The sequence below is a fragment of the Providencia sp. UF-183 genome (assembly GCF_058246155.1).
The window spans coordinates 47,114-61,476 of sequence record NZ_JBSICD010000009.1 but is presented as its reverse complement, the minus strand read 5'-3'; the positions used below and the strand labels follow the sequence as shown (position 1 = coordinate 61,476).

The 14,363-nt window shown below is 43.5% G+C and carries 13 protein-coding genes; 8 read left to right on the top strand and 5 right to left on the bottom strand.

Going from position 1 to position 14,363, the window contains the following annotated elements:
- Positions 1-33 precede the first annotated feature (33 nt).
- From AC4IFT_RS10455 to AC4IFT_RS10435, 5 genes are all read right to left on the bottom strand, one after another.
- Entirely contained in the window at positions 34-1,041 is a 1,008-nt protein-coding gene (locus AC4IFT_RS10455) for a substrate-binding domain-containing protein (RefSeq protein WP_490734009.1), read from the bottom strand.
- 150 nt (positions 1,042-1,191) lie between these two features.
- Complete coding sequence (locus tag AC4IFT_RS10450) at positions 1,192-2,868, bottom strand: dipeptide ABC transporter ATP-binding protein (protein ID WP_490734011.1); 1,677 nt, start codon at positions 2,866-2,868, stop codon at positions 1,192-1,194.
- On the bottom strand, positions 2,868-3,671 hold the full coding sequence (locus AC4IFT_RS10445) for an ABC transporter permease (RefSeq protein ID WP_490734108.1): 804 nt from the start codon (positions 3,669-3,671) through the stop codon (positions 2,868-2,870). The genes AC4IFT_RS10450 and AC4IFT_RS10445 overlap by 1 nt, the downstream gene beginning before the upstream one ends.
- 59 nt (positions 3,672-3,730) lie before the next feature.
- Positions 3,731-4,684: an ABC transporter permease gene (locus tag AC4IFT_RS10440; protein WP_490751345.1), complete on the bottom strand. Its 954-nt coding sequence runs from the start codon at positions 4,682-4,684 to the stop codon at positions 3,731-3,733.
- Entirely contained in the window at positions 4,662-6,284 is a 1,623-nt protein-coding gene (locus tag AC4IFT_RS10435; RefSeq protein WP_490734013.1) for an ABC transporter substrate-binding protein, read from the bottom strand. Before AC4IFT_RS10435 ends, AC4IFT_RS10440 begins: the two co-directional genes overlap by 23 nt.
- Positions 6,285-6,784: 500 nt before the next feature.
- Here AC4IFT_RS10435 and purB point away from each other — a divergent pair, with 500 nt between their 5' ends.
- From purB to AC4IFT_RS10395, 8 genes are all read left to right on the top strand, one after another.
- Positions 6,785-8,149, top strand: coding sequence for an adenylosuccinate lyase (purB, locus tag AC4IFT_RS10430; protein ID WP_490751280.1), 1,365 nt, complete (start codon positions 6,785-6,787; stop codon positions 8,147-8,149).
- Positions 8,150-8,162: 13 nt separating this feature from the next.
- Positions 8,163-8,702 (top strand): GNAT family N-acetyltransferase, encoded by a 540-nt coding sequence (locus AC4IFT_RS10425; RefSeq protein ID WP_490751279.1) that lies wholly within the window; start codon positions 8,163-8,165, stop codon positions 8,700-8,702.
- Positions 8,699-9,499: an amino acid ABC transporter substrate-binding protein gene (locus AC4IFT_RS10420; protein ID WP_490734019.1), complete on the top strand. Its 801-nt coding sequence runs from the start codon at positions 8,699-8,701 to the stop codon at positions 9,497-9,499. The genes AC4IFT_RS10425 and AC4IFT_RS10420 overlap by 4 nt, the downstream gene beginning before the upstream one ends.
- Positions 9,500-9,561: 62 nt before the next feature.
- Positions 9,562-10,233, top strand: coding sequence for an amino acid ABC transporter permease (locus tag AC4IFT_RS10415; protein ID WP_490734112.1), 672 nt, complete (start codon positions 9,562-9,564; stop codon positions 10,231-10,233).
- A 3-nt stretch (positions 10,234-10,236) separates the two neighbouring features.
- Positions 10,237-11,004, top strand: a complete 768-nt coding sequence (locus AC4IFT_RS10410; RefSeq protein WP_490734021.1) for an amino acid ABC transporter ATP-binding protein — start codon at positions 10,237-10,239, stop codon at positions 11,002-11,004.
- A gap of 46 nt (positions 11,005-11,050) precedes the next feature.
- Positions 11,051-12,214 carry an amidohydrolase gene (locus AC4IFT_RS10405; RefSeq protein ID WP_490734023.1) on the top strand — a complete coding sequence of 388 codons (1,164 nt, stop codon included), beginning with the start codon at positions 11,051-11,053 and terminating at the stop codon, positions 12,212-12,214.
- A complete protein-coding gene (locus AC4IFT_RS10400) occupies positions 12,211-13,545 on the top strand; it encodes an MmgE/PrpD family protein (RefSeq protein WP_490734025.1) in 1,335 nt (444 codons plus the stop codon). Before AC4IFT_RS10405 ends, AC4IFT_RS10400 begins: the two co-directional genes overlap by 4 nt.
- 154 nt (positions 13,546-13,699) lie before the next feature.
- On the top strand, positions 13,700-14,062 hold the full coding sequence (locus tag AC4IFT_RS10395; protein ID WP_490734027.1) for a YibL family ribosome-associated protein: 363 nt from the start codon (positions 13,700-13,702) through the stop codon (positions 14,060-14,062).
- Positions 14,063-14,363: the final 301 nt, after the last annotated feature.

Sequence of the window (14,363 nt, the reverse complement as noted above, 5' to 3'; positions counted from 1 at the left end):
TAATGAGCCCTTATTCTCAGGGCTCAGTCTTTCTTATATATCCCTAGCGACTGATAACGGCCGATAAATTAACGTCATTGGCACCGTTATTTTCACATTTGTCTTATCACCTTGGAGCTTATTTTGCATTAGATGAAAAGCATGTTGTGCCCACGCATCTTCATTCTGCCCCATAGACCAAACTGCATTTGGTAAAAAACCAAGCATGTCACTTTCATCAAAAGTGCCTATCGGAATTTCCTGAGGAATAAACCCATAAACTTGACGAAGCGCGCTCAAGGTACCTTCTAAGATAGGCAATGACGAAGTAATAAAAGCGGAGGGGGGTTGCTTATTTTTCTTTAAGAATTCATGCATTAAGCTCTGCCCATCTTCCTTACGATTATGGCGTGCAGTCAAAACCCAGCTTTGTCGCTCTGGCATTTCATTTAAATAGCCTTGCAAACGACTTTGAATTGACGGCTGTTGGGTATCACCTGCAATAAAAAATAATGGTTCGACATTAACGGTCTTTTTAATCGACTGTACTAATGTCTTACTACCGCTATAGTTGTCACTTAAAACCAAAGAGACATCCATTTCGCCGAAATCTCGGTCTAAAAATATAATGGGGCGCTTACGGGCTAATTTTCGGTGATGTTGCTGAGTTTCTAAAGAGGAAGGAACAATAAACAACCCATCTACATTGCGCTCTAATAAGCGGCGAACAACTTCTTTTTCATGCTTAGGGTCACTATAAGAACACGCAATGATTAGCTGATATCCTGCTGTTTGGCAACACGTCTCAAGCTTTTCTGCCAAGGTTGAGAAAAATAAGTTCGATAAACGAGGAACAACAAGGGCAAGCGTGTCAGTTTTGTTTAATTTTAAACTGCGCGCAGCATAGTTAACCACCAGCCCATGAGTTTCAACATAAGACTGGATCCGTTCTTGGGTCGCTTTGCTAATACGGTATTGCTCCGCTTTTTGACTTAAAACTAACCGAACCGTTGTCACAGAAAGGTTTAAGTCGTTCGCAATTTGCTCAACAGTTTTTGCCATAAGTTCGCTATAATCATTTATCAATAAGCTTAAGTATAAACTAATTCGAGTTAGCAATACAGACTAGGCATGTGGCTGTTAAGCTGAGTGCACAAAAAATCAAGTGAGCAAATCACTCTCACTTACGCTTTCTTCTTTAGGAAAAGCAACTCAATATACTGAAGATAATAACAGCTGAGTATAAGGGTGCTTAGGTTGTGTAAAAATCTGATCAACACTCCCCATTTCCACAACTTTTCCGGACTTCAATATCACAATACGATGGCTAATATGCTGTACAACACCCAAATCATGGGAGATAAACACCATCGCTAGCCCCAGTTTTTTCTGTAACGAAAATAATAAGTCCAATACTTGAGCCTGGGTTGTCACATCAAGGGCGGATACTGGCTCATCACAAACGAGAATATCGGGTTCACAGGCTAATGCTTGAGCAATCGAAATACGTTGCCGCTGCCCGCCAGACAGCGAAGCTGGCCTACGTTTCAATAAATGACTATCAAGCGAAACTAAAGATAATAGCTCGTGCATTCGCTGTTGTTTCTGCGCAGCGGAAAGAGTGGAATGCAGCTCTAGCGGCTGCAACAAGACTTGTTCAACCGTATGTTGTGGGTCAAAAGAACTTAAAGGGTCTTGCACTATTGTTTGAATACGTGGACGAAGAACCCTGCGCTGACGCTCTTTTAGCATGCTCCATGGCTGGTTAAGCAACTCAATATTGCCATCATCCGGTGTTTGTAGTGCTAAAATCAGCTTCCCTAGTGTCGTTTTACCTGACCCAGACTCACCAACAATACCTAAAGTTTCCCCCCTTTTCAGGGTTAACGAAATATTATCAACCGCCTGTAATTTCTGTCCATTTGGCAACCGAAAAGCACGAGAAACCTGCTCAACAGCTAGCACCGTATCCGGCTCAGCGTCTTCTGGCGATAGAGACACGGGTACTGACCAATTTGCCAAAGGGTCGCGCCCTGTCAGCCAAGTTCCTCGTGAATGTCGGGTAGGTACAGATGACAATAGTTTTATTGTATATGGGTCTTTGGGAGACTTAAGCACTTGATGAACATCCCCACTTTCTCGTGGCCGCCCGTGCTGCATCACAATCACGCGATCGGCAATATCGGCAACCACTGATAAATCGTGTGTAATGAGTAAAATACCAATCCCTAAGTTCGCTAATGATTTGAACTCTTCCAATATCTGCTTTTGGATAGTGGCATCCAACGCGGTCGTCGGCTCATCCGCAATTAATACGCGTGGTTGACCAGCCAATGCAGACGCAATTAACGCTCTTTGGCGCAATCCGCCCGATAATTCGTGGGGGTACATTTGTGAGCGATTAGCTGGGTCAGGTATTCCAACCATCTTAAGTAACGTATTTACTTTTTGTGGAATTTCACGGCGAGAAACCAATCGGTGAGCCAGCAATGGCTCCGCAATTTCTTGACCTATTTTACGCAGTGGGTCTAAAGACGTCAGAGCATCTTGCAAAACAAAACCAATTTCTCTTCCGCGTATTTTTCGCCATTGAGATTGGCTTTGATGGCGTAAATCAATGTCATAACTTACCCCTTTTGAGTCCTTGCTCAATAACGCTAAGCGTTTGGCTGATACCTCTGCGTTATCCCCCGTGAGGCCAACTAGAGTGCGTGCTGTGACGGACTTTCCTGAACCCGATTCCCCAACTAATGCGATAATTTCACCTGCATGCAATGTAAAAGACACACCAGCAACAGCATGAAAATCCGTATTTTGGGATAAAAAGCGTACATGTAGGTCTTCAACCTGCAAAATAGGTTGCCCAGGCTTTGTTATTTTAGGGTTCATTAAAATTCACCTCGTGCAATCAATCGCTGTATGCGTCTTCCCGTCAATGTAATCGTGATCACTGATAATGCAATCACCGTTGCAGGCATTAAGCTTATCCATGGCGCACTGTCTAAATAGTTTCGACCATCGGCAAGCAAAGCTCCCCATTCTGCGGTTGGAGGAGTGACACCCAAACCTAAAAAACTCAATGCAGAAGCAGCTAATACCGCGTGACCAACACCAATAGTAGCTAAGATGAGTAAAGGGCGTAGTGTATTGGGAATAATATGTCGAAAAATAATGCGCCACGATGGCGTTCCAAGGGCAATCGCATGTTCAACATAACCTGATGATTTAACCAATAACACTTGTGAACGGACTAGGCGCGCATACCCAGCGATCGCTGCAACCCCGACCGCCAGTAATGTATTCTCAGGTCCGCGACCTAAAACGGCTATGACTAATAGCGCAAGCAATAAATCCGGAAAAGCCAACATGATATCGAGCAAACGCACGAGTGGTGTGCGAATAAATCGAGGGGCTAATACTGCCGCATTTCCTAATAATATCCCGCCTAAACATGCAATTAGAGTCGCTCCTAAACCGATACTCAGTGATAACGAAGTACCATAAACCACCCGTGTATATACATCTCTTCCAAGTTGGTCTGTCCCAAACCAATGATCTGTACTTGGGGGCTGCAAGATTGCCGTTAAATCTACCTCATCTGGCGCATAGTGCGTAAACCAAGCAGGGAAAAACATCGCGAGCAACAACACCGCCAGCACCATACTCGGTAGAAATAAGCCATGATATTTCATCACAAACTGAGGGATCACCTGCGGTCGTATTGTCTTGATCCCAAATGCGTCACTACTCATCAGATAGCCTCCTGTTTGCGTAAGCGAGGGTCGATTAACAAATAAAGGCCATCAATCAATAAATTAATCACTACAAATAAAAAAGCAGAAAACATAACAAGCCCAAGTACCAACGGCATATCCCGGTTTTCAATCGCACCTAACATAATTTGACCAATGCCTGCTCGGCCAAAAACCGTCTCCGTTAATACTGAGCCTCCCAACACTGACGCTAACAATGTGCCTGTTAAAGTTGATATCGCTAATGCTGCGTGTCGCAAAACATGACGTGCTCGCAACATAAGCTCACTCACTCCACGCGTCCTAACTGTCGTGGCAAAAGGTTGGGCTAATGCCTCTTCCATTCCATCACGCAGTACCTGGCTTAACACCGCGATTAACGGCAAACTCAATGTGATCACGGGTAATACCAATGACATCACGCCATCATTTCCCGTTACAGGAAACCACTGCAATGAAAAACTAAAAATACTGAGCAGTAAAATACCAATCCAATACACCGGCGTACTCAGTAAAATGAGTTCTAAGCCAACAATCAGGTCTTTCGCTTGATGTCGGCGCCCAGCAGTTAGAACGGCATTAATAATCGAAACCAATAACGCAAAACCTAGTCCGCCCAACGCTAAAGGCAAGGTCTCTTTTAGCCCATTGCCAATCACAGAAATAACAGGTTGCCGATACAGATAACTTTGGCCTAAATCCCCCGTCAATGCATGCCCTGTGTAATTGATGTATTGCTGCCACACTGGTTTATCCAGCCCAAATTGCTGAATAATCTCTGCCCTGACAGCATCATCAACCACGCCTTCCCCGCCCGTTATCACGCTAACGGGGTCGCCCGGTATAAATTTCACCACCGTAAATGAGAGGGTTGCCGCCCCCCAAAGCACGGCAACGATCATCAATATGCGATGGCTAAATAACCGGAAATTACGGTTTAATCCAAGCATCATAGAAATTCGGTTTCGCATTAGTCGCCCAGTTAATACCTTGGACTTGTTTAGATACGCCCAACTGATACGCTGGGATGTAAAGTGGTACAACATAAGCCTGATCAATAATTTGCTGCTGGATTTCATGATATAAGCGCTCACGCTCTTTATCATTCGTCCCTACCGCCTCTGACAATTGCTTATCTAATGTATTCACACGAGCGTGGTTATTGCCTTGTGGTGGCGTAAACGCAGAATGAAACACGGTACGTAAAATGTCAGGCTCAGGACGAACAAAGAAATTTGATGCGATATCATAGCTACTTGAAGCGGTTCGCTCATCAAATACACCTGCATCCACAGGGTCAAACTGGAGGTTAAAGCCCGCTTTTTTGACTTGCTGCTGAACAGCTTGGAACAAAGTGACATCTGCGGCTTCGACGTTAGTTGGAACATAAGTAAAGCGAACAAGCAATTGCTGGCCATCTTTTGTTCGGTATCCGTCTTTATCTCGCTGATTCCAACCCGCTTCATCCAACAAACGCCCAGCTTTTTCTAGGTCATAGCCCCATAAATTACGCACTGATGGGTCGTAATACAGCGTGGCGGGCCCCAACACATTATCGGCGGCACGTAGTGAACCGAAGAAAGCAGCATTCACCGCGACAGCTGGGTCAACCGCACTTTGGAAAGCCTTACGCAATTTCACATCTGAAAAGACACCTTTCCCAGTATTCAAATACAATACGCGGTTAACGCCTGGGTTTTCATGAGTGATCACATTCAATTTAGGGTTGCTTTTCACTTGCTTGAAATTTACTGGCGGAACGGCATCAATTGCTTGAATTTGCCCACTATTTAATGCCCCTAAACGAACAGATGCTTCAGGTAAATATTTAAACTCGATATGATCTAAATACGCAGGGCCTGTATGGTTTGCATAACCAGGCCCCCAATTATAGTCAGCGCGCTTGGTTAACTTGCTGCCACTTCCCTTAACAAATGAATCTAAAAGAAATGGCCCAGAGCCCACTAACGTGAAGCTAGTATTTGGGGTATTTTTCAAATAGGTGGGTGATTGAATACCCAGATAAGGCAAGCTCAAACCTTGCAGCAACGGTGCAAATGATTCTTCATAGCGAATAACAACGGTGTACTCATCTGGTGTAGTTATCGATTTAATCGGGCCTAATAGTGATTTCGAATAATGAGAAATAGTTTTAGGGTCTAAGATCCGCTCAAAATTATATTTAACTGCTTGCGCATTTAGTGGTGTGCCATCACTAAATGTGACGTCTTTACGTAAATGGAACACATACTCTTTATTGTTATCATTAATTTCCCAACTTTCAGCAAGCCATGGCGTAAAGCGATTATCCTCCGCTTGCCCAACTAATGAATCTAGCACATTACGCGATACCACAGCGGCAACTGAATACGCCGTCAATGATGGGTCTATAATCGGCGTGTCACTACCTAACCCCACCGTTAATGTTCCACCACTCACAGGTGTTTCTGATGCAGCAAAGCTTGAGGATGTCGCGAATAAACTTAACGCAACGGTCGCCGCCGTTAAAATACTGGCGTTTGGCTTTTCAAAATAGATGTCTCGTTTACTCATTCTTTATCCCTTTTCATATGATTGCTGCACGAATTACATTAGCTCTACTCTATGAAGAGGGATTTAAAGTGAGAAAGAATAAAAAAAACTGAGTTATTTAATTTAATTATAAGATGAAAATTGAAGATATTTACCCTCACTTATTCAATAACGAATTTAATACACTAAAATAATGAAATTAAAACTTATAATAATTAATTATACGAAAATAAAAATAGTTATATATCTATTTTATCATTGAGTGAATTTGTATTTCATTCATCAAATAGTTTTTGGTTAGAAACACTATTGAACACTTCAAAAAAACCATTACACCATGATAAATAATAGATTTATCTAAAAATCACGTTTCAAAAAATAACATTTCAATATCTGAAAGCATTTAATAATCCCCTGTTGAATATAACTTATATTTTTTAATTCTTATCGTTTTATAACCGCAATGATATTTTATGAAAAAATCATCTTGTTAAATAAATTCAGTTATAAGGCAGAACAAAATGGCCTCACATCTTATCGACTTTATATTAATTGGTAATAACTTTGGCACAGAGGAAATGCGCCATGTTTGGTCGGAACATAATCGACTAAAAAGCCAAGTTGCCGTTGAAGTAGCACTCGCGAAAGCAGAAGGTGAACTAGGTTTGATCCCAACCCAAGCCGCACAATATATCGAGCAGCACGCAGATGCAGATAAACTGAATATTGAAGAAATTGCGAGCCAAGGCGCGCAAATGAAGCATTCGTTAATGCCAACCTTGATAGCATTGCAAAAGCAATGTGGTGAAGCAGGTGAGTACATTCATTATGGTGCAACCACGCAAGATATCGTGGATACCGCCACCATGTTGCAGCTAAATAGTGCATTTAACATCATTGAGCGTGATGCCAAAGCATTAGTTATCGCACTAGCAAATAGTGCAAAACGCTATCAAAACACACCAATGGTTGGCAGAACCCATGGGATGCAAGCACTTCCAACGACCTTTGGTTTTAAAGTCGCCGTTTGGTTAGATGAATTTTTGCGCCATAGCCAACGCTTGAATGAAATTAAATCACGGGTATTAACTGGAAATATCAGTGGCGCTATCTGTACTTACGCGGCATTTGGCGATAAAGGGCCTGCTGTCGAAAAACGCACATTGGATATTTTAGGGTTAAGCACCCCGACTATCGGGTGGCAATCTGCGCGAGATCGATTCAGTGAATTCGCTTCTGTTTGTGCATTAATCAGTGGCACTCTCGGCAAAATCGGGAACGAATTATACAACCTGATGCGCACTGAAATTAATGAAATCGAAGAGCCATTCTCTGCGGGGAAAATTGGTTCCACAACCATGCCTCATAAGCGTAATCCTGCGGCTTTAGAGGGTTTGGCAAGTTTGACCCATCCTCTTTTAAAGAGCGTTTCCCTCATTTATGAATCCATGCATGTTGAGCATGAAAGGGACGCCATGAGTTGGCGCGCAGAATGGATAGCGTTACCTGAGATTTGTATTTACCTGTCAGCGCAGCTGAAAAATGCCATTGCTGTTATCGAGGGCGTCACCGTCAACGAAAAACAAATGCGCCGTAACCTTGACCTACAAGGCGGCTTGTTACTATCTGAAAAAGTGATGTTCGAATTAGGCACCAAAATCGGCAAACAAACGGCGCACCATATTGTGTATGAATGTGCGATGCAATCCTACGAGGAACAACGTTCATTCAAAGCTGTTTTGCAAGCCAATGAACAATTAGCTGGATTAATTTCTGAGCAAGAACTCGACGCATGGTTAGATCCAATTAACTATTTAGGGTCAGCACCTCAAAAAGTTGACCAAGTGATCGCCCACGCGAAAGCACTCGGTTTATTAGCAGAATAAGGACAAAGCCGTTATGTACCAATACCGTCAATTACTCGCTGCTGATGCAACTGTATTTTACCAACTACTTCATCATGCTTACGCAGAAATTAAGCATTTGGGTATTCGTTTTGATGCGGCAACCGCTGACTTAGCAGCAATGACTCAACACCTCAATAATCACGCGGTTTATGGGATGTTTGAAGACGGTATTTTAATTGCTTCTGTCACTTTACGTTACCCATGGGGCAAGCAACCCGGCCCGTTTGGTCTACCTCATATTGGCTGGTTTGCGACAGCACCCACACACCGAGGCCAGCAGTTAGGTAAAAAAATATTAGCGTGGTTTGAAGATAGTATTTTATCGCAACAGCTGCGGGCACCGGCTTATTCACTCGGTACCGCCGAGAGCCACCCATGGCTAGTCAATTACTATCAATCTTTGGGCTTTCAAATCATTGAAAAAAGGGATTTAGGCAAAGGCCACATAACTATTTTTATGCAAAAAATCATTGAACAACAACGTTATACACAATGGTTAGCAATTTCTAATCAACCGGAGAAAACACGATGAAAAAATACATTACGCTGATCGCAGGTCTCGTCGCGGCAACGACTTTGCTGACTGCTTGTGATAACAAAACTGAAAAAGCACCTGAGGCACAATCTAGCCAAGAACTGCGTATTGGTGCCACTGGGCTCAGTTTCCCAAGTGCCTATAAAAAAGATGGCAAGCTCACTGGCTTTGACGTTGAACTGGCAGAAACCATCGCAAAAGACCTCAATTATAAAATTGTCTGGGTCACCTCTGACTTTAGCGGCTTAATGGGGCAACTTGAGGCGAAAAAGTTAGATACTGTCGCAAACGTGGTGTCAATCACACCCGCTCGACAAGAAAAATATGATTTCACGGCACCTTATAGCTACTACGGTAGTCAGCTTGTGACCAATAAATCAAACGAAAACATCAATACTGTCGATGATTTAAAAGGAAAAACAATCGCTGGGGTTTTGGGTTCTAACCACCTCGTAAACCTGAAAAAAGCCTTTGGTGACAATGGTGTCACTATCCGCACGTATGAAAGTCGTGATGCCGCAATGAATGATGCGATTAACAACCGCGTTCAAGCTTATGTTAACTCGCGTCCTATCCTATTAGCCGAAATCAAAGAGAACAATCTGCCATTAAAACTGGTCGGTGAACCCTTAGTGATTGAAGCTGTCGGTTTCCCTTTCCAGAAAGATGAAAAAGGCAACGAGCTCAAAGCGGCATTTGATAAAGAATTAGACGTATTACGCCAAGATGGACGCTTAAAAGCGCTGTCAGAAAAATACTTTGGTGAAGATATCACCGCTAAAAAAGCCAACTAATTAGTCTAGGCTCTTACCAGCCTTAAGGACTCGGGCTGGTAAACATTTGTAAGGCATGAATGATGAATTTAGATTTCGACTATATTGTGCGGATCTTTCCGCAAATTTTAAGCTACCTACCTGTCACGCTATTTCTTGCTATTGTTTCAATGGCTTGTGCGATGACATTAGGGTTGACGCTCGCACTGCTGCGGATTACAGGTATCAAAGCCGTTGTTAAAATCGTGGACTTATACGTGTCCTTATTCCGTGGAATTCCAACGCTAGTACAACTGTTTATTATCTATTTCGGCTTACCTCAAGCCTTTCCCATTTTTAGTGGGATGGATGCGTTCACGGCGGCAATTATTGGCTTTAGCCTCAAAAATTCTGCCTATATGGCCGAAATCTATCGTGCTGGATTAACCTCGGTCGACTTTGGGCAAATGGAGGCAGGCTTATCTATTGGCATGCAAAAGCGCCAAATTTACCGCCGTATTATTTTGCCACAAGCGATGTTAAACACGCTCCCTGCTACAGGTAATACCTTTATTTCATTGATAAAGGACACTTCAGTCGCCTTTGCTCTTGGCGTCACAGAACTGTTTGCAGAAGGTAAAATGATCGCTGCTGAATCATTACGCTACTTCGAAACATTCATTGTTGTTGGGCTCATTTACTGGCTCACCGTACTTATCTATAGCCGTCTTCAAACGGTGTTAGAAAAACGCTTAAGCCAATCATTACAACGTTAAGGAATGATAATGATCCGTGTATCGCAACTGAATAAAAGCTTCGGCGAAAATACTGTTTTAAATAACATTTCCCTCGATATTGAAGAAGGGGAAGTAGTGGCTATTATCGGTCCATCAGGCTCTGGAAAATCCACATTATTACGCTGCCTAAACCTGTTGGAACACCCTGAGTCCGGCACCATACAAATTGGCGATGTCCAATTAGACACGCATAAGCACAGTGTTAATGAAGCCTATGCCCTACGACGTCAAACAGCAATGGTATTTCAAAATTACAACCTATTTAAAAACAAGACTGCCCTTGAAAACGTGACAGAAGGGTTAATTACCGTCAAAAAAATCGCCAAAAGTGAAGCCGATAAAATTGGCTTAGCCCTGTTGGAGAAAGTGGGTCTTGCAGAACATAGCCACAAGTATCCCGTCACCTTATCTGGCGGGCAACAACAACGGGTGAGCATTGCTCGCGCACTTGCCGTCAAGCCACTCGCCATTTTATTTGATGAGCCAACCTCGGCTCTCGACCCTGAAAGAGTATTCGAGGTTCTTCAGGTGATTAAATCTCTTGCACAACAAAAAACCACCATGGTGATCGTGACTCATGAAATGGAGTTTGCAAAAGAAGTGGCTGACCGCGTGATTTTTATGGCCGATGGGCACATTGTCGAACAAGGCCCCGCTGAGCAAGTTATTCGCTTCTCTGAAAACCCACAAACGCGCCGCTTCTTACGTCAATTGACCAATATAGAGCCAATCGACGAATTCAATATATAACCAAAAAATATCCACAGGCACCTGCACCTCAATTGGGAGAAATTAAATGAACATTAGCCACCACGAGCAAGCACTTGCAGATAAAATTCAGGCATTTCGCCATGAAATGCACCGTTTTCCTGAATTATCGAATCAAGAACATCAAACAACACAGCGTATTCGTGATGCCTTAACGGAAGCAGGGATCACCATTTTACCCCTTCCACTCGCAACTGGGTTAGTGGCAGAAATCAAAGGCCAACAAGACGGCCCGTTAGTCGTATTACGCTCCGATATTGATGCACTACCGATTGAAGAAGAATCTGGCGTTGATTTTGTCTCTCAAAACAAAGGGGTAATGCACGCTTGTGGCCATGATTTTCATGCATCAGCAGCGCTTGGTGCGGCTATTTTACTGCAACAAAATAGCGCCAATTTAAAAGGTACTGTACGCGTTCTCTTCCAAGCCGCGGAAGAAACCGGCCAAGGTGCGCCAGCGCTACTCGCGACAGGTGCATTAGATGGTGCCCTTGCGATATTTGGTATTCACAATGACCCTACGTTGCCTGTCGGTGTTGTGGGAAGTAAAGAAGGCGCTCTTACCGCTGGAGTTGACCGTTTTGAAATTAAAATCGCCGCAAAAGGTGCCCATGCCGCTAAACCTCATGAAGGTAATGACCCATTAATTATCATTGCTCAGATTATTAATGCAACACAATCAATTATCAGCAGAAATGTTTCCTCTGATCAAAACGCCGTCGTGTCCATTACACAAGTTCACAGTGGCAGTACATGGAATGTCATCCCTGATACCGCTTACTTAGAAGGTACCGTACGTACCTTTAAACAATCGACTCGAGAACAAATTGAGCAGCGTTTACGTCAAATATTAGATGGGATCGCCACCACCTTTGATGCTCAAATAGAACTGTTATGGCACCCAGGTCCACCTTCGGTAGTCAACACGGGTGAATGGGTAGATCTCGCGCTACTCCAAGCTGAGAAATCGGGTTTTGAGGCTATTCGAGTCGAAGCCAGCCCAATTGGTGAAGACTTTGCCTTCTATCAGCAAAAAATACCTGGGGCTTTTATGATGATCGGTTCAGGGGGGCCATATGCCCTACATCACCCCAAATTCCGAGTTGATGATAAAGCATTATACCCAACAGCCCGTTACCTCGCTCAACTGGCTGAAACCACGCTAAACAAATACAGCGGAAAGGTGCAATGATTAGCGAGTTAACCACTATTTTGGCGGAGAAAATTATTGAGGCTTCTCCGCCTCTTTGCGCACAGCAAGCCGCACAAAATGGCATTAAAGATTACCTCGCTGTCACGCTCTCGGTGACAGAAGGCCATATTAATGATGCGGGTTGGCAACAATTAAGTGCCCTATACCCTGAGCGTGATCCGCGCAGTATTGCGCTATTATTGGGCTATGCAGGGCATGCCCTTGATTTTGATGATTTTCACGCGAATTTTCGCGGTCATCCATCAACGGTTATTTTACCTGCACTTTTTGCCCTAGCACCAGCTCAAGGCGAAATCGATAATGTGCGATTTTTAAACGCTTATTGTGTTGGTGTCGAAGTCGCTGGCAGATTAGGGTTAGCAGTCACTAACCAACATTACCAGCTGGGTTTTCATTCAACAGGAAGTTTAGGGGCAATCGCAGCCACAGCCGCGTTATGCTACTTATTCGATGCTGATTTAAACACAACGGCCTGCGCGCTTGGCCTTGCGGCAACACAATCAACCGCACTACGCGCACAATTTGGTTCAGCGGTAAAACCTCTTCATGCTGGGCTGGCAGCACAATCCGCCGTCATGTCATTCCAATTAGCCTCTAGCGGTTTCTCATCTCGCCCCCATGGCGTGATTGAGGCATTCCTAGATGCAATGAGCCACCGGCAAGCGGCGCCTGAGCTTCTAACTAAAGATTGGGGGAAACCGTGGCGTATCGAGTCTCCAGGCCTTGAATTTAAACCTTATCCTACGTGTGCAGGTACTCACTCCGCTGTCGCCGTGACCCAAGTTTTACGTGACCGCTGGTTAAGCAGCGGAAAGCCACTCATCGCGCTTCTTGATAACCTTCAACGTATCGATATTGCTTTTCCATTGGGAGGAGATATTGCTGCCAACATTAGAGTACCTGAAAATGGCATCGAAGCGCGTTTTTGCCTTGAATACATCATTGCCGCAATGTTGATTAAGGGAGATTTACATTTATGCGATTTCACTCAACCTGAGCTAGACCCACAAATTATGGCATTGGCTCAACGGGTTAACCGCAATCCAGATAGAAGCGTCCCGCCAGATGTACTTGCTCCCGAAAAACGTTTTCACCAAGTCACATTATTTCTCGCAGGTTCAACTCAATTAAGCCATCGCTTAGACCGTCAGCAATTTCTCAAATTACCCGTTGATTTAAAACAAAAGTGGCAAAACTGCCTGACGAACGCGACCTATCAAGAAATTGAAGCCTGGTTAGAGCTATGCCTTTTCAATACCCCACAAAGCACGCTATCAATTAGAAATAAGCTCATTAACAGTTTGAATTAATTTTCCTCTATCAGTAATGCTGATAGAGGTTATTTCCTATTTATGTCGTTAATAATAACTTGATGAAACAGCGGCCAACCCCTATCCCTTTTCACCCTCTTACACAGAATGGTGTATACTCGCCGACAAGAACTTTACTCACGGTTAATTAATAATGAAAGAAATCGAAAAAACACAAATTAAACTTCTCAGCGATCGTTTAGACCTTATTCGTCACCAAATGGCAAGCATGCAATTGACGAACGAAGCGGAAAAATACGCAGAACTTGAGAAAGAAAAAGCGACGCTAGAAGTTGAAATTGCTCGTCTGAAAGCGTTGCGTAACAAGAAGCTAAGCAAAGAAGCGCAAAAATTGGTAGATATGCCATTCAAACGCCCTATCACTAAGAAAGAACAAGCTGATCTTGGCAAACTGAAGAAATCCGTACGCGGTTTAGTGATTGTCCACCCAATGACGGCATTAGGTCGCGAAATGGAACTGGATGAAATGACCGGTTTTTGTAAATCTGATTTCTAGTAAGGAAATCAACGCAACTAAAACTTGTGATGCTCCACGAATACTGGAAGGTTCTTAATACGCTCTTCGTTGTTATGAACCGCCAGAGAATATTATCTCCCATGTCTCTGGCGATCACAGGAGTCGAGTCGTACTTTATGGGTAATAGCGTTGATATTAAATGAGTTTATTGAGTTGGATAAATATCAGTGCCCCCATTAATGCCCCCAGATTATTTTTTGAGTAGAAATTGAGCAGATAAATAATGATGGAACGGAACGATAAATTCAGTTTATCACTATACGAATTAGGCTCAGAACAA

Bases quoted from the DNA above. Each gene is read 5' to 3' on its own strand.
- AC4IFT_RS10445 (WP_490734108.1), bottom strand. From the start codon at position 3,671: ATGAAATATCATGGCTTATTTCTACCGAGTATGGTGCTGGCGGTGTTG.
- AC4IFT_RS10420 (WP_490734019.1), top strand. From the start codon at position 8,699: ATGAAAAAATACATTACGCTGATCGCAGGTCTCGTCGCGGCAACGACT.
- AC4IFT_RS10425 (WP_490751279.1), top strand. From the start codon at position 8,163: ATGTACCAATACCGTCAATTACTCGCTGCTGATGCAACTGTATTTTAC.
- AC4IFT_RS10440 (WP_490751345.1), bottom strand. From the start codon at position 4,684: ATGATGCTTGGATTAAACCGTAATTTCCGGTTATTTAGCCATCGCATA.
- AC4IFT_RS10405 (WP_490734023.1), top strand. From the start codon at position 11,051: ATGAACATTAGCCACCACGAGCAAGCACTTGCAGATAAAATTCAGGCA.
- purB (WP_490751280.1), top strand. From the start codon at position 6,785: ATGGCCTCACATCTTATCGACTTTATATTAATTGGTAATAACTTTGGC.
- AC4IFT_RS10415 (WP_490734112.1), top strand. From the start codon at position 9,562: ATGAATTTAGATTTCGACTATATTGTGCGGATCTTTCCGCAAATTTTA.
- AC4IFT_RS10450 (WP_490734011.1), bottom strand. From the start codon at position 2,868: ATGAACCCTAAAATAACAAAGCCTGGGCAACCTATTTTGCAGGTTGAA.
- AC4IFT_RS10435 (WP_490734013.1), bottom strand. From the start codon at position 6,284: ATGAGTAAACGAGACATCTATTTTGAAAAGCCAAACGCCAGTATTTTA.
- AC4IFT_RS10410 (WP_490734021.1), top strand. From the start codon at position 10,237: ATGATAATGATCCGTGTATCGCAACTGAATAAAAGCTTCGGCGAAAAT.
- AC4IFT_RS10455 (WP_490734009.1), bottom strand. From the start codon at position 1,041: ATGGCAAAAACTGTTGAGCAAATTGCGAACGACTTAAACCTTTCTGTG.
- AC4IFT_RS10400 (WP_490734025.1), top strand. From the start codon at position 12,211: ATGATTAGCGAGTTAACCACTATTTTGGCGGAGAAAATTATTGAGGCT.
- AC4IFT_RS10395 (WP_490734027.1), top strand. From the start codon at position 13,700: ATGAAAGAAATCGAAAAAACACAAATTAAACTTCTCAGCGATCGTTTA.